Raw genomic sequence first — 14966 nt, 5'->3', positions numbered from 1 at the left:
CGCCCGGCGACTACAACGACAGGTGAAATCTCAAAGCGTGATCGACCTGCTGCATGATCCACCCCGGCGCATAGCCGCGGATTCCTGAAAGGCGTTCGACGGAAACCGTTCGCACCTGCTCTGCCTGGATCTTCGACGTACTCGACAGCCCCATCGACTCGAGCACCTCCGCGTCATCGACGAGAACCTGAAACTCACCGTGTGCATTCGACACGTTGGTGGTCACCGGCACGATCGTGATGGTTCCACGCCCCACGCTGGTTGCCGATTCATTCGCGCCGTCGTTGCTGACGACCAAACATGGTCGCGTCTTCGCTGCCTCGCCTGGCTCGGCTGGGTCGAGCCTGACGGCAACGACGTGTCCGCGCCTCACGCGCTGAGACCGTCAGACGCCGTTCCCTCCCACAGCTTCGCATCGCCTGAACTCGCCCACTCATCCGCAGCTAGGGAATAGTCGCTTACCGCGCGCTTCTCACGGGCAATGCGAACAAGGTCGTGAATGACGGCCGAGCGGTTGCCCGATTTGGCACGTGCCAATTCGTCGATGTACTCGACGTCGCTCTCCGAGAGACTCACGCTCAGCTTGGTAGTCATACCACCATGCTACCGCGGTGCTACCACTCGTGACCTCCCGAATTTCCCGCGCAGCCTCACGCGCAGTAACTAGTCGTCGAGGGTCTCGACCGCGACGATGGTTATCGCGCCGGTGTCGGCGGCGATGCGCTCGTGGTGGTGGATGACCTCTGCCACGATGAAGTTCAAGAACTTCTCGGCGAACTCGGGGTCGAGATGCGACTCTTCGGCGAGCGCGCGCAAGTGCTTGATCTGCCGTGCCTCGCGCGCGAGATCAGCCGGAGGCAGACCGTGTGCCGCCTTCAGCCGGCCGACCTTCTGGGTGAACTTGAAGCGCTCGGCGAGCAGGTGGATGAGCGCGGCATCGACGTTATCGATGCTCTCGCGAATCGACTCGAGTTTTTCGAGGGCCTCCGCCGTCTCGCGGGCGTCGGCGTCATCGTCGATGGGGTTCACGGTCATAGTCAAAACTTTATTGGGTCGGGGCGCCGCGAACCTGAGTTATTGCACTGTCTGACGCATCGCCGGGGCCGGCAGCGCACGTTCAGCGCCAGCAGCGCTCCCTCAGGCCAGCAGCGCACCCTCAGGCCGGCAGCCGCGGCCGACCCGCCCAGAGCCGAATGCGCTTCTGCGTCAGCAGAATGCCGAGAAACACCAGCACCGCACCGACCGGCTCGTTCCAGGTGAACGTCTCGCCGAGAACGAGCACCCCGAGAATCACTCCGACCACCGGCGTGATGTACGTCACCGTCGACGCCGATGTCGGCCCCCACGAGCGCAGCACGTTGATGTTCCAGACATAGACGACACCGGTTCCGAGCGCACCGAGCGCAAGCAGCGAGAGAACCACCTGCGGGCTCAGGATGATCGGCCCCAGCGCCACGAACGGAGTCAGCACCAGCAGAACGAGAGCACCCATACCGACCTGCATGAACGCGAACGGCACCCCCGCGATCGACCGCGAACTCAAGAATTTGCGCGTGTAGCTGAGGGCGATTCCGTAGCAGACCGCCGAGCCGAGGCAGGCGAACTGCCCCACGAGATCGCCGCTGAGTGCCGCGTACCCCCACGGCCCGATGATGACGACGGTGCCGAGGATTCCGAGAGCGATTCCCGTCACCTGGCTGGAGTTCAGCCGCTCGACCCGGAACACCGCTGTCGCCATGATGGCGGTCATGATGGGCGTGACCGCGTTGTAGATGCTCGCGAGACTCGACGACACGTACTGCTCCGCCCAGGCGAACAACAGGAAGGGCGCCGCGCAGCCGACCGCACCCAGCACGAGAAAGTGCAGCCACACGATGGGCTCGCGGGGCAGCCGATGCCGCCCCGCGAGCACGATGATGCCGAGGGTGAGCGCCCCGAACACCAGCCGGGCCCAGGCGACCTGCCCGAAACCGACGCCGGTGAGAGCGACCTTCATGAAGAGAAAGCTACTGCCCCAGACGAGGCCCATCGCCACGAACTGCAGCACAATGCGCGGGCTGCGGATCGGAGCAGTCGGAACGGTCGGAGTGGCTGGTGCGGCGGAGCTTTGGTTCACCCAGCGACACTATCGCGGATGAGCGACACTGGCCCCGGGCATCCGGTGCCCGTGTGCAGAACTACGTGCGTCGGGCGCTGTGGAGAATGACGCTACTGCACGGCGCTACTGCACGAGGCTACTGCACCGTGGCGATGGTGACCTCGATGTTGCCACGCGTCGCGTTCGAGTACGGGCACACCAGGTGGGCGGCATCCGCAGCCTGTTGCGCTTGCTCGGGCGTGGCGTTCGGCAGGTAGATGTCGAGCTCGACCGCCAAGCCGTAGCCACCCTCACCGTTGCTGCCGATGCTGACGCTCGCCGAGACTTCGCCACCCTTCGTGTCGACGCCGAGGCCCTTGCCCACGGCGTGCAGCGCGCTCAAGAAGCACGCCGAGTAGCCGGCAGCGAAGAGCTGCTCGGGGTTGGTGCCCTCGCCGGTTCCGCCCATTTCTTTGGGCGGGCGGGTGTCGAGGTCGAGTTTGTCGTCTTCGCTGCGAACGTGTCCGTCGCGGCCTCCGCCTGAGGCGTGGGCGATTGCGGTGTAGAGAGCTTCCATACCCTCAGTCCATCATAGTTTTCGGCCACGCATGCCCTTCGGCGTGTGCCACGATGGAGCCATGGGCAACGTCGCCATCTTCCACCAGGCCGCCACCGCTTTCGTCGAGCTGGTGGGGCGCATCCGTGACGACCAATGGGGCGATCCCGGCCTCGGCTCGTGGGATGTGCGGGCACTCGTCGGCCACACCACCCGCGCGATTCTGACCGTGGAGACCTACCTCGGCCACGACGAGGTGTCGCGTGTCGGGCTGCCCACCGCCGAAGACTATTACGCGCTCGTCTACCGCGACTTCGCCGACCCCGAATCGGTGGCCGCGCGCGGTGTGGAGGCCGGCATCTGGCTGGGCGAGAATCCGGTCGAGAAGATAACGGATGCTCTGCAGCGCGCCAGCGACGCGATCGCTTCGGCGCCCGCAGGCCGTGTGGTGTCGGTGGGCGGGCACGGCATCGAACTCTCGCAATACTTGCGCACCCGGATCTTCGAGCTCGTGGTGCACTCCATCGACATCGGGCGAGCCGGGGGGCAACCACACGGCCAATCCGTGGAGTGTGTGACCGATGCGACCTCGCTCGCGGCCCGCATCGGTTCGCGGGCGGGATATGGCGAGGAGATCCTGCTCGCGCTCAGGGGCCGCGCGTCGCTCACTCCCGGGTTCACCGTCGTCTGACGCCCGGCCTCCGGCCCGAGCCGCCGCGCGCCCCTGCCCGCGCCTGCTCGCAGCTCGCTCGCCCCGCTCGCAGCTCGCGAGAGCGACTCGTTCGGACGAGAGATGCCAGTGGAACGCACTCGCTCGTCCGCAACCACCGCTCTCGCCGCGGCGGGGTGAGGTGGCGGGGCAGCGCCGGCGGGAAACTGAGCCGCGCGGGATGAGGCGACACGGCACGGGACGGCACGGGACGGGGCGGGACGGGACGGTGGCGCGGGACCGGGCGGCGGCGCGGCACGGCGCGGCAGCTCGGGGCGCTCGGCGCGGGTACCGTAGTCGCATGAGTGTGACGCTGCGGGAGATGCCCGACGAGATGATCGGCGGCTGGCTCGACGTGAGCAACGCCCACTACGAGGCCGAGCGCCTGGCCAACGGCGACTCCCCCGAGCAGGCGGCCGCGAAGGCGCGGCAGTCGCGCGAGCAGTACTTTCCTGGCGATCGCCCCGCCGAACCGCACATCGTGTTCGAGGTTGTCGCCGACGGTCATCCCGTTGGGGTGCTCTGGCTGGGCCCGCTCGACGAGAAGCGACCGCAAGAATGGTGGGTCTTCGACGTGGAGATCGACGAGGGGCACCGCGGCAAGGGGTACGGGCTCGCCGCGATGCAGCTGGCCGAACCGGCGGCGCGCGAGCGAGGAGCCGTCAAGCTCGGGCTGAACGTGTTCGGCACGAACACCGTCGCTCAGCAGCTCTACCGATCGCTCGACTACACCACCACGGCCATCACCATGTGGAAGCCGCTCGACTCGTGACCGCCACCGAACCGCCCGCGGCAGCCGACTCTGGCGCCGAACTGGCGCCCACCCCACCGACCGCGGCGAACCTAGCCGCCGACACTGGCTGGGCCGCCGCCGCCCCCGCCGCAGCCGCACCCGCCCCCGCACCCGCCACTGCCGCTGCGCCCGCGGCGAAACCGCACCGCCAACCGCTGCCGTACCAGTCGCTCGGCGTGATCGTCGTCGGCATGAGCCTCGCCGTCTGGTGGCCTGCCTTCACGCTCGGCGCCTGGGGCGAGATCTTCTTCGACACACTGCTGCGCGTCTGGGTCGCAGCGACGGCGGCGTTCTTCGTGGTCATGCTGGTGCCCGCGGCGCGTAGGCGCATCGGCTGGACGGCCCTCACCCTGCTGCTTCCCACGCTGTGGCTCGTGCTGACCATCGCGGTGCCCGACGACACGAGCAACTTCTGGGCCGCGATCGTCGGCCTCGCCGGGTTGCTGCTCGTGATCATCGGAATTCCCGCCATGATCTGGGTGCTCGCCCGCGTGATCTGGCCCGACATCAGCGACCAGGTTCCGCGACGGGGCAAGGTGCTGGTTTTTCTGACAGTTCTGGTCATCGCCGTCGCGTCATACGTTCTCGGAGCCAACCAGGCGCGCTTTCTCACGTGCGAAGACTTCTCGATCAGCGGAAACTCCGAACCCCCGGGGTGCGTGCACGAGACGCCGACGCCCCTGATCGCGCCCTGAGTCGAGCACGGGCATCCGACGCCCGACGCGCGAGCCGCGCACGGGCATCCGACGCCCGACGCCCGAGCCGGCCACGGGCATCCGCCAGCCTGCGACTACTCGGGCGGAAACACCACCGACGGCTTCACCCCGAGCTCGTCAGCGTAGCGCTCGTTGAGCTCGCGCCAGCCGTACTGCAGAGCGTTGGCGCCGCGGCGCGGGGCCTCCGGATGCCCGGCCAGCACCGTCTCGAGCACGTCGAAGCAGAGCTGCCACCCTGCAGCTACCGCCGACACCATCGCCGGGTCGCCCAGCGTGTGCCGCAGCACCAGCACGCAGCCAGAGTCGGCGTCTTCGCCGCCACCGGGATTCACGTCGCCCAGCAGCACTTCGAGCCCCTCGCTCGTCACATCGGCCGTGACCTCCCAGCGCAGCACATCGGGGCCCCAGGTGTACTTGAGCAGATGCGGCGGCTTCGCCACCAGTACCTGCACGTCGACCGGCTGGTCGTCGCCGTTTCCGTCGGCCAGCATCGTGAGCGTCACTGGCCCCGTCATGTCGAGCGTGTGCTCTGCGGTATGCGGCGCCCAGAGTCGCAGCACGGCGGGGTCGACGAGAGCCTGCCAGACGACGTCGGGGGTCGCCTCGAAATCGCGCTCGATTCTGACGGTGGTCTGAGCATCCACACCCGTCGAAATGCTCACACGCTGAAGTTCGGTTGTCATGCAGCCAGAGTACGTCAACCCGTGCCGCCGCCGAGGAGAGCACCGGAGACATGCCGAATGAGAGCTCTTACCTAGGCACCCAGAATGTGTCGGTCGAATCCGTACCCGATCCGACCATCGTCGAGGCCACATTCTCGGCCACGAGCCGATGGGAATCGTGGTCGAGGTGGCTCGGCCCGTGCGGTGGATGCCCGGGGTGGCGTCGCCCGCGCGTGGGTTGTAGCGTGGCGCCATGATCGGTGACGAGGTGGCTGCGCTGCAGGTGGAGGTCGCGCGTGGGGCACACCTGCCTGGCACCGAGGAGCAGTTCGAGAGCACTCTGCGCGACGCCACCATCGGTCGGCTGAGCCTCAGCGCGACGGTGCGCGCAGACCTTGTGCTGCCCTACGCCCTCGAGGTACGCCTGCAGCCGTCTGTCGAGCCCCGCTCGCGCGTCGAAATGGGCCGGAATGGGCGCGGCTTTGCGGCAGAAAACGACGCGCGAGATGCCGCGCCGGCGCCGGGGCGGCCACGCGAGTGGGCGGTCATGGTGCGGAACGACCCGGATGCTCCGGTGCCTTACGTTCGCGTCGCCCTCAGCTCAGTCACGCCTGCGCACCGGCTGCCGACGGCCGACGACGACCTGGCCGTCGAACTGTTTCCGGGCGAGTACTTCGTGGAGCTACGGCGTGGTTCGTCGTGGGCGGAGGTCGAGCATCCGGTGCCCCTGAACCGCGTCTCGTACTACACCGAGCGGCAGGCCGCGGGGCGGGCCGGATGATCGGGGCTCGCTAGCTCGAACCCGAACGGTCGGCCGCCGTCGCCGTCGGCACGCTTATGTGCTTCGGTTGTGCGCTCAGGCGGCGATCTTGTTTCGCGTCTCCTGGTCGAGATAGACCCGGCGAACGCCGAGCGCGATGGCTATCATGCCGAACAGCGCGAAGTAGGCGAATACGTAGTACTGAAAGAGCTGCTGCTGCTCGAACGCAGCGTCTTTCGAGGTGAGGCGCAGCACCGTCACGAAAAGGCTCGCGGCAGTCACCGACGGCAGGATGCCCCGCAGCACCACGAGCTCGATCTCTTTGAGCACGAACATGCCGAAACTCGAGATCTCGACGGTCGCAGCGTCGCCGAGATGCTGGCGATAAGCGGTAACGGAGCGGTACCGGCGCAACACCATCAGCTCGATGACGAACAGCACCAGCGAGAGGAGCACGAGCGAACCGAGCGCGACGAACACGGCGTTGCCGAAGTCCTCGATGATCTCGTCTCGGGCGAAGGCGGTGGCGATGAGCACCGGGCCGGTGGCGAGCAGGATGAGGCAGGCCGAGTACGAGATGGCGCTGGTCAGGCGCGTGCGGCGGTAGCGCAGCAGCTCGGCGTCGGTGAGCTGGATGACCGGGCGCCCGCCGAACGTCTGCGCGGGTGCGACGGGCGCGACGCCGCCGCCCGGGCCCGGCTCGCGGTGTGGGCCGACCGGCCCAGCCTGCCCACCCGAGGGAGCCGCGTCGCCCGGCCCACCCGCGTCAGTAGACAAGCTCGGCAGGCTCGAAGTGCGCTACCGCGTCGCCCACGAGCGTTTCGTCGCGCGGATTCAGCGAGAGCACCGTCTCGCCGTCTTTCAGGTCGTCGAGCGACACCCAGAACAGGCTCGGGCTGCGGGTCGACATGAAGTAGTACGTGCCGTTGGTGAGGTCTGCGCCCGCCTTCCACCAGGTGGGATACACGCCACCGTCTTGGTACGGCGCCCCATACGGCACGGCGACGTTGTGAATGAGCTGGAACACCCCGGCAACGGCCTGTTCCACGTTCTCGGGCTCGGGCAGGTAGTGCAGAAAGTAGCTGGCGCGAACGAAACGGTCGAGCGAGGTGATGTCGCCGGGCGGCGGCAACTCGCCCCCGAACGGCCTGTAGCGGGCGCGATTGGCCAGCTGGGCATCCATCGTCGGCGAGTTCGCCATGACCTGAAACTCGGAGCCGTGATGCACGACGAGCGAGCCCGAGATCGGCTCGATGATCGCCGAGTCGCCGCTCGCGTCTTCGATCGCGATGTGCACGCCCATTTGCTGCCCGCGCAACAGGCGCGACGAGATGCGCACGTCGTCAATGGCCGCGATGGCCTCGGCCACCGTCGCGAAATTGTCGAGCAGATACTGCACCCAGAGTGCATTGGCGACGGATGGCCGGCCGTCGTCGTCCGCATACATCACCGGCGTCGGGTCGAGGTAGAGCGCGTGCGCGGCCAAACCCTTCTCGTTCAGCCCGTCGACCGTTCCGAGGCGCCACATGCTGAGCACCACGCTCGAGTACGACGACACCCAGGAGTGGTTATGCTCCGCGTCGTCGGCACCGCCGGTGCGTGCGGTGCCGCGCGGAACGAACCACAGGTCGGGCTCGTCGCTCACCGCCCAATCCATGCAGCGGCTCACGGTCTTGGCCACCGGGTTGTCGTTCCAGAAGATGCGCGTGCACATGGTCGCTACGCTACCGGATGCCGCTACCGCTTCTTGAGGGCGCCGGGCTTGTGCACAGCCTCGCCGCCGCTCTTGTCACTCTTGACGAGGTACTGCGGATCATCCGGTGACGCCTTCACGTCGCGTTTAGCCGCGTGCGTGTCGGAGGTGATCTTCTTCTCGACCTTGCCCTTTGCGTACGTCACCGGTACCTCGGCGCAAACGCGGTGGTTCGGCGCAAGCGCGGTGGTTCGCCCTCTGTGTCAGCCTGTGGTGAGACAGATTGGTGGTGTGCTGGTGGTGAGGTCGATGGGTTTGAAGTGGCATCGTCCGGTGGGGTTGAAGCTGGAGATCGTGTCGGCGTATGAGTCTGCTGAGCGGGGTGCTCGGGGTGAGGTGCTGCGCCGGTATGGGGTGGATCGTGGCAGTGTGGCGCGGTGGGCGTTCGCTCGCGATAATGAGGAGTTCGGGCCCTCACCGACGGGCCATCGGGTCTTGGGACGGGCGATGACACCACGCACGCAGAGCGCTGAGATAGCCAGGCTCCGCAAAGAGCTCGCGAAAGCGCAGGCCGACAGGGACATTCTGGAAGCCGCGTTAGAGTCCGTGGGAAAAGCGCACGCGCTCTTGGAGAAACTTGCCGAGAGCGCGGAGCCGGAACCATTGCAACCAGCATCCAGGAAACCGCCGTCGCCGAACTCGTCGCCGCCGGGTTAAGCGTGTCCGCCGCCTGCGCGGCCGCGGGGGTACCGCGAGCGTCCTGGTATCGGCGCAGGCATCGACCGCGAGGACATCGAGCACCGGTACCGCAGTCGGATCGGTTCCAGCCAGCGGCTTTGTCAGTTCAGGAACGCGCCCGGATCGTGGCGTATCTGTGTGACGAGGAGTACGCGGACCTGTCCGTGACGGCGGTGTTCTATCGGCTCTTGGACGAGGGTATCTACATTGCGTCCCAATCATCCTGGCACCGAATCGCGCGCCAACGGCAGCTCACCGGTGACCGGCGTCGTCAGGCCACCCATCCGCCGGCCGTGATCCCGGTGCTCTGCGCGACGGGACCGAATCAGGTGTGGTCCTGGGACATCACGATGCTGCCCAGCACCGATCGGGGCCGCAGTTTCAAGCTGTACCTGATCCTTGACGTGTATTCCCGGTACGTCGTCGGCTGGCGCGTCGAAGACGCTGAACGCGCCACCCTCGCCGTCGCCATGCTCACCGACGCGATCGCTGCGAACAGCGTCCCCGAGGTGCTACACGCCGACCGTGGACCCTCGATGACCTCCGATCTGATGACCGAAACACTAGGCACCCTCGGGATCGTGAAGTCACATTCCCGCCCTCACGTGTCTAACGACAACCCATTCTCCGAAGCCCAGTTCAAAACCATGAAATACGCCCTCGACTACCCCCGCAGGTTCGACACCCTCGAACACGCCAGACACTGGATCGACGCGTTCATCCGCTCCTACAACACCGAACACCACCACTCCGGGATCGGCCACTACACACCCGAGACCGTGCACAACGGCACCTGGCGGATATACCGCAACCGCCGCCAGAGCCTCCTGAACACCGCCTACCAGCAACACCCCGAACGCTACAACCGCCGACCACAAGCCGAAATCATCAACATCCGCACCTGGATCAACCAACCCACCACCGAACTGTCCCACACAGGTTGACAAACACCGTCGAACTACTGCAGATGCGCCGAACTACCGCACAACACCGAGGTCGCACGCAGACCGCCGCCGGCTACGCCGGGTCGGGCGCACCCAGCAGGTCGTGCCGCACGACGATAGCCTCGCGACCCGGGCCCACGCCGATGGCCGAGATGCGCGAGCCGCTCATGGCCTCGACGGCGAGCACGTAGTTCTGCGCGTTGACCGGCAGATCGGAGAACGTGCGCGCGCCCGTGATGTCTTCGCTCCAGCCCGGAAACTCCTCGTAGATGGGCACGGCGTGGTGAAAGTCGCTCTGCGAGACCGGAACCTCGTCGACCCGAACACCGTCGACGTCGTACGCGACACAGACCGGAATCGCGGAAAGGCCGGTCAGAACATCCAGTTTCGTGAGCACGAAGTCGGTCACTCCGTTGATGCGCGCCGAGTACCGCGCCACGGGGGCGTCGTACCAGCCGCAGCGCCGCGGTCGGCCCGTGGTGGTGCCGAACTCGAAACCGTTCGCGCGCAAGAACTCGCCCGACTCGTCGAACAGCTCGGTGGGGAACGGCCCCGCCCCGACCCGAGTCGTGTACGCCTTGACGATGCCGATGACCCGGTCGATGCGGTTCGGCGCCACGCCCGAACCCGTGGATGCTCCGCCCGACGTCGCGTTCGACGAAGTCACGAACGGGTAGGTGCCGTGATCGACGTCGAGCATCGTGGCCTGGCCACCCTCGAACAACACCGTCTTACCTTCGTCGAGTGCGCGGTTCAGCACGAGCGAGGTGTCGGCGACCATCGGACGCAGCCGCTCGGCATACGAGAGCAGGTCGTCGACGACCTCGTCGATGGCGATCGCACGGCGGTTGTACACCTTCACGAGCAGGTGGTTCTTCTGCTCGAGCGCCCCCTCGACCTTCTGCCGCAGAATGTTCGCGTCGAAGAGGTCTTGAATGCGGATGCCGACGCGGTTGATCTTGTCGGCGTACGCGGGGCCGATTCCGCGGCCCGTCGTGCCGATCTGGCGCTTGCCAAGGAACCGTTCGGTGACCTTGTCGAGTGTGCGGTGGTAGGCGGTGATGACGTGGGCGTTGGCGCTGATGAGGAGCCTCGAGACATCCACCCCCCGCGACGTGAGCGCCTCGAGTTCGTGAAAGAGCACCTCGATGTCGACCACCACGCCGTTGGTGATGACCGGCGTCACGTTCGGAGTCAGGATGCCCGACGGCAGCAGGTGCAGAGCGTACTTCTGGCTACCGATCACCACGGTGTGGCCGGCATTGTTGCCACCGTTGAACTTGACGACGTAATCCACCCGGCTGCCGAGCAGGTCTGTCGCTTTGCCTTTACCCTCGTCGCCCCACTGGGCACCGATCAAGACGATTGCAGGCATGTGTTCAGAGCCCTTCGGGGGTGTTGTGTGTTTCGGCCTCGATCGCCGCGACGGCGCCGGGGTCGGACATCTGCAGAAAGTCGGTGAGCCGCGTCACTTCGTCGGCCTCACCGATGGCCTCGGCCGCGCGACGCAGCGCGTAGAGCGAGCGCAGCACGCCCCGGTTCGGTTTGTGCGACCACGGCACGGGGCCCTGCCCGCGCCAGCCGCCCTTTCGCAGGGCGTCGAGCCCGCGGTGGTAGCCGACCCGAGCGTAGGCGTACGACGGAATCACCTCGCCTGCGGCGAACGCCTCGTCAGAGAGCAGTGCCCACACGAGCGAGGAGGTGGGAAAGCTGCGGATGATCACCTCGAGCCGCTGGCGCGAGTTCGAACCGTCGCCGGCGGGTTCGGCGGCGAGCGCCTCAGCCACTCCGTCGTCGGGGTTCAGCAGGGTCGGGGGCACGCCAAGAAGGTTTTCGCCGGTCACACTCGATCCTATCAAAGCGGTGGGTCGGCATCCGGATGCCCGGCGGCGGCATGCGCGAGCGTCGAGCCGAGCATCCGGATGCCCGGCGGCTGCCGGAGGAGGCGCCGAACACGTATCTGCCCAACGGTGTCACGCCAGAGTCACGCTGGTGTCACGCCTGTGTCACACCCCCCATACGAGACTCACCCTGACGAGGGGTATCTGGCAGAGGAGGGGCGCTCATGAAGAGCACTACAGTACAGGCATCAGGCACCGCACGGCGTTCGCGAGGGCGTCACGGTCAACCGGGCAGGCTGTCATTCGCCTCGATCGGGGCCATCGCGACGATCATGCTCTTCGTTGCGTTCATCGCCCTGAGCGTCACCGCACTGGGTGCAAACCAGAGCGCGTCGGCCGCGACCCCTTCTGCCGTCGCGCAGTGCGACAACATCGGCGACGCCGGCGGCCAGGGCGTCTCGTGCGACGTGACCGTCACGAACAACCTCAATCTGGCAACGAGCACGCAGTCGTCGACAGTGGATGTTCGAATCTGCGTCGGTGCCGCGAACGCCGCCACCACGTGCACCACCGACACCACCACCTCGGGCTCACTCGTCGCGTCCGTGGACCAGTGCAACACCGCCGGAAACGGAGGCGGAGGCCAGGTGACCTGCTCGGTCATCGTCACCAACAACATCACCGGCGCGGCGAGCTCCACGCCCGCCACCGTGAACCAGTGCATCGGATCCGGCAACGGCGGCGGAACCGAGCCGACCCTGCTGTGCAACCCGACCGGCAACACCACGAGTGCGACCGTCACCCAGTGCAACGGATCCGGCAACGGCGGCGGCGGAACCGAACGGGTCATTTGCACGGTCGACGCCCTGTCGACCGCCAGCTCGAGCCTGCCGGTGACGATCAACCAGTGCAACGGATCCGGCAACGGCGGAGGCGCGACGGTCACCTGCACCAGCTCGGTGACGAACGTGATTCTGCCGTTGGCGTCGACTCCGCCGACGGACACGCCGACTCCGACCGATACCCCCACGACTACGCCGACGCCGACCGACACACCCACGGACACCCCGACCCCGACCGACACACCCACGGACACTCCGACCCCGACCGACACACCAACGGACACCCCCACCCCCACCGACACCCCGACGATCACACCCACACCGACCGACACGCCGACCGTGACGCCCACACCCACCGACACACCAACCGTGACGCCCACACCCACCGTGACGCCGACCGTCACAGCCACGCCTACACCGACCCCCACGGCCAGCGTCATCACGACCTCGCCCGCCGCCACGACTGACACCGGAAGCGCCTCCGCCGCCGTCATCTCGGCAGCCGGCGGATCGGGCGGCTCTGGAGGTTCGGGCGGCTCAGGAGGCTCTGCCGGCGGATCCGGCGGCTCAGGTAATTCGGGCACGGGCAGCCTGGCCGAAACCGGCATGACCCTTGCGCCCGCTCTGGGCGTAGGCGGAGCAGCACTGCTGCTCGGCGTTCTCGGAATCACCGCCGTCACCGCGTTCCGCCGCCGCGCAGCCCGGCACGAGTAGAAGGAACCGCATGCCCGCCCGCCCGAGGGAAGCCGGGCGGGCATGCGGTCGTCACCGCCCAGCCGTGAAATTGCCCTGAACCGCGCACCCGCCGCGACGCGCGAGTAGAGTTCGAGGCAGCTCCAAGACCTCGAGCACGGGCGGCCCACTCCGCCGATCCCATTGCAAGGGGCGCCGCATGGCTGCTGAACTGACCGTACTCGGGGGCTTCACCCTGACCGACGACGCTCGCGCCGCAATTTCGGTGTCATCGACCACGCGCCGACTGCTCGCCTACCTCGCTATCAACGCACGTGAGGTCGGCCGTATCAGCATGGCCGGCATCATGTGGCCAGACGCCACCGAGAGTCACGCCGCCATGAGCCTGCGCACGGCGCTGGCGCGAATGGATGCTCCCACGCGCGGTCTCGTGCACGTGGCATCCGCCAGCCTTCGTTTGGCCGACACGGTGAGCGTCGACCTGCGTTCCTCACACGCACTTGCACTGCGGCTGCTGCCCGCTGAAGGATCAGCCATTGCCGCCGACATCGCGCCCGCGGCCGTCGCGGCCCTCTCAGAAGAGCTGCTGCCCGACTGGTACGACGACTGGGTGCTGGCGGCCGCCGAGGACTGGCGAGCGTTACGACTGAACGGACTCGAAACACAGTCGCGGCTGCTCATGAAAGATGGCCGGCTGCCCGAAGCCGGGGTGGCCGCACGGGCGGCGATCGTGGCCGATCCGCTGCGCGAGAGCGGACAGGCGGCGCTGATCAAGGTGCACATCGCCGAGGGCAATCAGTCGGAGGCCCTGCGCGTCTTCGACCGATATTCGAGCCTCCTTCTCGACTCGCTCGGGCTCGCTCCGACGCCACTGCTTTCGGTTCTCGTGCGCGACATGTCGGCCTGACGCGCGGCGGTCGGGTGCCAGCCTTCCGACTCACCACCGGGGTTCCGCGACTCTCCATAGGCCTTGCCGGCCGATGTCGGAGGGTGCGCGCACAATGGCAGCATGCAAACACAACGCGTCACCACACACGAAGATTGCGAGCGCTGCGAAGGCTCGGGGGCAGACCCCATGCAGCCTTTCGTGGTCGACGACGAGTACGAGACCGACGTTCGGCTGTGCGTCGAGTGCTTCGGCGAGGGCTGGGTCGAAGTCTTCGAATTCAGGATGCCCGAGCGCCTGACCGCCTGAATTTCCTCCTCCCTGGAACCACCGGGGGATTGTATCGACTTTTTCTCACATCACCGTGCTACGCGTGCTACACTTCGAAACATGAAAACAATTGCACACCGCGAGCTCCGCAACAATAGCGGTGAGATCCTGCGCGGGGTAGAGGTGGGTGAAACGTACATGATCACGAACAATGGCAAGATCGTCGCCACTCTTGCGCCCGTGAACCTGCTCCCCCTGGCGGGTGTACGTTCTCGGCCGCCGAGCGTCGCCCCGAGTTTTGCAGACATTGCGCGCGTGCCCGCACGGGAACCGGTGACGAGCGTGCTCGACGATCTGCGGGGCGATCGGTGATCGTTTATCTCGACAGCTCGGCCGTCGGCAAGCTTCTCGTCGACGAAGACGAGAGTGACGCACTGGTCGCGCACCTCGATCTTCGGGCGCGCGAACCCGGCGGCATCGTCGCTTCCTCAACGTTGCTCGAGACAGAGCTACGCCGTATGGCCCATCGGGTGGGCTTCAGCCAGCAAGCAGCGACTGGGGTCTTGCGAAGACTCACCATCGTCGACATGGAACGCGAGACGTTCCATGAGGCGGGCCTCATGCTGCCGGCGAGCAACCTGCGGAGCCTCGACGCGCTGCACATTGCCACGGCCGAACACATCACGGCAGACGAGTTCATCTCGTACGACTCCCGGCAGATCGACTCGGCAGTGGCGCGGGGCATGAACGTCGTGGTTCCGCGCTGACATCGTCGCCGGGGGCGAA

Annotated in this window: 21 protein-coding genes; 10 read left to right on the top strand and 11 right to left on the bottom strand. The window is 66.8% G+C overall.

From position 1 onward, the window contains the following. Positions 1–10: 10 nt before the first annotated feature. The 5 genes from LQ955_RS18230 to LQ955_RS18210 form a co-directional block, all read right to left on the bottom strand. Positions 11–373, bottom strand: a complete 363-nt coding sequence (locus tag LQ955_RS18230; protein ID WP_231025898.1) for a type II toxin-antitoxin system PemK/MazF family toxin — start codon at positions 371–373, stop codon at positions 11–13. Then, positions 370–594 (bottom strand): ribbon-helix-helix protein, CopG family, encoded by a 225-nt coding sequence (locus tag LQ955_RS18225; RefSeq protein ID WP_231025897.1) that lies wholly within the window; start codon positions 592–594, stop codon positions 370–372. Before LQ955_RS18225 ends, LQ955_RS18230 begins: the two co-directional genes overlap by 4 nt. A gap of 69 nt (positions 595–663) precedes the next feature. Beyond that, positions 664–1035 carry a chorismate mutase gene (locus LQ955_RS18220; protein WP_231025896.1) on the bottom strand — a complete coding sequence of 124 codons (372 nt, stop codon included), beginning with the start codon at positions 1033–1035 and terminating at the stop codon, positions 664–666. 121 nt (positions 1036–1156) lie between these two features. Continuing rightward, positions 1157–2116 (bottom strand): DMT family transporter, encoded by a 960-nt coding sequence (locus LQ955_RS18215; protein WP_313788364.1) that lies wholly within the window; start codon positions 2114–2116, stop codon positions 1157–1159. A gap of 118 nt (positions 2117–2234) precedes the next feature. Beyond that, positions 2235–2654: an organic hydroperoxide resistance protein gene (locus LQ955_RS18210; RefSeq protein ID WP_231025895.1), complete on the bottom strand. Its 420-nt coding sequence runs from the start codon at positions 2652–2654 to the stop codon at positions 2235–2237. A 61-nt stretch (positions 2655–2715) separates the two neighbouring features. Here LQ955_RS18210 and LQ955_RS18205 point away from each other — a divergent pair, with 61 nt between their 5' ends. The 3 genes from LQ955_RS18205 to LQ955_RS18195 all read left to right on the top strand — a co-directional run bounded on the left by LQ955_RS18205 (position 2716) and on the right by LQ955_RS18195 (position 4830). Continuing rightward, entirely contained in the window at positions 2716–3324 is a 609-nt protein-coding gene (locus tag LQ955_RS18205) for a maleylpyruvate isomerase family mycothiol-dependent enzyme (RefSeq protein WP_231025894.1), read from the top strand. Positions 3325–3643: 319 nt separating this feature from the next. Then, positions 3644–4114, top strand: a complete 471-nt coding sequence (locus tag LQ955_RS18200; RefSeq protein ID WP_231025893.1) for a GNAT family N-acetyltransferase — start codon at positions 3644–3646, stop codon at positions 4112–4114. Then, a complete protein-coding gene (locus LQ955_RS18195; RefSeq protein WP_231025892.1) occupies positions 4111–4830 on the top strand; it encodes a hypothetical protein in 720 nt (239 codons plus the stop codon). The genes LQ955_RS18200 and LQ955_RS18195 overlap by 4 nt, the downstream gene beginning before the upstream one ends. A gap of 95 nt (positions 4831–4925) precedes the next feature. Here the strand turns inward: LQ955_RS18195 and LQ955_RS18190 are convergent, their stop codons facing one another. Further along, on the bottom strand, positions 4926–5534 hold the full coding sequence (locus LQ955_RS18190) for an SRPBCC domain-containing protein (protein ID WP_231025891.1): 609 nt from the start codon (positions 5532–5534) through the stop codon (positions 4926–4928). Between the two features lie 232 nt (positions 5535–5766). On the opposite strand from LQ955_RS18190, the gene LQ955_RS18185 reads away from it, so the two are divergent. Further along, the gene (locus tag LQ955_RS18185; protein ID WP_231025890.1) at positions 5767–6294 is read left to right on the top strand and encodes a hypothetical protein; all 528 of its coding nucleotides are present in this window, start codon (positions 5767–5769) and stop codon (positions 6292–6294) included. 75 nt (positions 6295–6369) lie between these two features. On the opposite strand, the gene LQ955_RS18180 is transcribed toward LQ955_RS18185, so the two are convergent. The 3 genes from LQ955_RS18180 to LQ955_RS18170 are packed head-to-tail and all read right to left on the bottom strand — an operon-like array spanning position 6370 to position 8172. Then, the gene (locus LQ955_RS18180; RefSeq protein WP_231025889.1) at positions 6370–7050 is read right to left on the bottom strand and encodes a hypothetical protein; all 681 of its coding nucleotides are present in this window, start codon (positions 7048–7050) and stop codon (positions 6370–6372) included. Continuing rightward, entirely contained in the window at positions 7040–7987 is a 948-nt protein-coding gene (locus LQ955_RS18175; protein WP_231025888.1) for a linear amide C-N hydrolase, read from the bottom strand. The genes LQ955_RS18180 and LQ955_RS18175 overlap by 11 nt, the downstream gene beginning before the upstream one ends. A 23-nt stretch (positions 7988–8010) precedes the next feature. Then, positions 8011–8172 (bottom strand): hypervirulence associated TUDOR domain-containing protein, encoded by a 162-nt coding sequence (locus LQ955_RS18170; protein ID WP_231025887.1) that lies wholly within the window; start codon positions 8170–8172, stop codon positions 8011–8013. Between the two features lie 456 nt (positions 8173–8628). On the opposite strand from LQ955_RS18170, the gene LQ955_RS18165 reads away from it, so the two are divergent. Beyond that, complete coding sequence (locus LQ955_RS18165; RefSeq protein ID WP_313788399.1) at positions 8629–9648, top strand: IS3 family transposase; 1020 nt, start codon at positions 8629–8631, stop codon at positions 9646–9648. Positions 9649–9721: 73 nt separating this feature from the next. On the opposite strand, the gene LQ955_RS18160 is transcribed toward LQ955_RS18165, so the two are convergent. Both LQ955_RS18160 and LQ955_RS18155 read right to left on the bottom strand, forming a co-directional pair. Next, positions 9722–11023: an adenylosuccinate synthase gene (locus LQ955_RS18160; protein WP_231025886.1), complete on the bottom strand. Its 1302-nt coding sequence runs from the start codon at positions 11021–11023 to the stop codon at positions 9722–9724. A gap of 4 nt (positions 11024–11027) precedes the next feature. After that, positions 11028–11492, bottom strand: a complete 465-nt coding sequence (locus tag LQ955_RS18155) for a DUF3151 domain-containing protein (protein ID WP_231025885.1) — start codon at positions 11490–11492, stop codon at positions 11028–11030. A gap of 221 nt (positions 11493–11713) precedes the next feature. Here LQ955_RS18155 and LQ955_RS18150 point away from each other — a divergent pair, with 221 nt between their 5' ends. The 5 genes from LQ955_RS18150 to LQ955_RS18130 all read left to right on the top strand — a co-directional run bounded on the left by LQ955_RS18150 (position 11714) and on the right by LQ955_RS18130 (position 14947). Beyond that, the gene (locus LQ955_RS18150; protein ID WP_231025884.1) at positions 11714–13045 is read left to right on the top strand and encodes a hypothetical protein; all 1332 of its coding nucleotides are present in this window, start codon (positions 11714–11716) and stop codon (positions 13043–13045) included. 178 nt (positions 13046–13223) lie between these two features. Beyond that, a complete protein-coding gene (locus LQ955_RS18145) occupies positions 13224–13931 on the top strand; it encodes an AfsR/SARP family transcriptional regulator (protein ID WP_231025883.1) in 708 nt (235 codons plus the stop codon). Positions 13932–14033: 102 nt separating this feature from the next. Continuing rightward, positions 14034–14219, top strand: a complete 186-nt coding sequence (locus LQ955_RS18140) for a hypothetical protein (protein WP_231025882.1) — start codon at positions 14034–14036, stop codon at positions 14217–14219. Positions 14220–14300: 81 nt separating this feature from the next. After that, positions 14301–14552 carry a type II toxin-antitoxin system Phd/YefM family antitoxin gene (locus LQ955_RS18135; protein WP_231025881.1) on the top strand — a complete coding sequence of 84 codons (252 nt, stop codon included), beginning with the start codon at positions 14301–14303 and terminating at the stop codon, positions 14550–14552. Continuing rightward, positions 14549–14947, top strand: coding sequence for a type II toxin-antitoxin system VapC family toxin (locus tag LQ955_RS18130; protein ID WP_231025880.1), 399 nt, complete (start codon positions 14549–14551; stop codon positions 14945–14947). The genes LQ955_RS18135 and LQ955_RS18130 overlap by 4 nt, the downstream gene beginning before the upstream one ends. Positions 14948–14966: the final 19 nt, after the last annotated feature.

The sequence above is a fragment of the Subtercola endophyticus genome, from assembly GCF_021044565.1.
Classification (GTDB): Bacteria; Actinomycetota; Actinomycetes; order Actinomycetales; family Microbacteriaceae; genus Subtercola; species Subtercola endophyticus.
Note: the sequence above shows the minus strand (reverse complement) of the source record. Positions and strands in the feature narration are given on the sequence as shown.

Excerpts from the sequence above, each read along its gene's own strand:
- LQ955_RS18220 (WP_231025896.1), bottom strand. The coding sequence starts at position 1,035 with ATGACCGTGAACCCCATCGACGATGACGCCGACGCCCGCGAGACGGCG.
- LQ955_RS18225 (WP_231025897.1), bottom strand. The coding sequence starts at position 594 with ATGACTACCAAGCTGAGCGTGAGTCTCTCGGAGAGCGACGTCGAGTAC.
- LQ955_RS18160 (WP_231025886.1), bottom strand. The coding sequence starts at position 11,023 with ATGCCTGCAATCGTCTTGATCGGTGCCCAGTGGGGCGACGAGGGTAAA.
- LQ955_RS18135 (WP_231025881.1), top strand. The coding sequence starts at position 14,301 with ATGAAAACAATTGCACACCGCGAGCTCCGCAACAATAGCGGTGAGATC.
- LQ955_RS18210 (WP_231025895.1), bottom strand. The coding sequence starts at position 2,654 with ATGGAAGCTCTCTACACCGCAATCGCCCACGCCTCAGGCGGAGGCCGC.
- LQ955_RS18200 (WP_231025893.1), top strand. The coding sequence starts at position 3,644 with ATGAGTGTGACGCTGCGGGAGATGCCCGACGAGATGATCGGCGGCTGG.
- LQ955_RS18190 (WP_231025891.1), bottom strand. The coding sequence starts at position 5,534 with ATGACAACCGAACTTCAGCGTGTGAGCATTTCGACGGGTGTGGATGCT.
- LQ955_RS18145 (WP_231025883.1), top strand. The coding sequence starts at position 13,224 with ATGGCTGCTGAACTGACCGTACTCGGGGGCTTCACCCTGACCGACGAC.
- LQ955_RS18205 (WP_231025894.1), top strand. The coding sequence starts at position 2,716 with ATGGGCAACGTCGCCATCTTCCACCAGGCCGCCACCGCTTTCGTCGAG.
- LQ955_RS18175 (WP_231025888.1), bottom strand. The coding sequence starts at position 7,987 with ATGTGCACGCGCATCTTCTGGAACGACAACCCGGTGGCCAAGACCGTG.
- LQ955_RS18140 (WP_231025882.1), top strand. The coding sequence starts at position 14,034 with ATGCAAACACAACGCGTCACCACACACGAAGATTGCGAGCGCTGCGAA.
- LQ955_RS18150 (WP_231025884.1), top strand. The coding sequence starts at position 11,714 with ATGAAGAGCACTACAGTACAGGCATCAGGCACCGCACGGCGTTCGCGA.
- LQ955_RS18185 (WP_231025890.1), top strand. The coding sequence starts at position 5,767 with ATGATCGGTGACGAGGTGGCTGCGCTGCAGGTGGAGGTCGCGCGTGGG.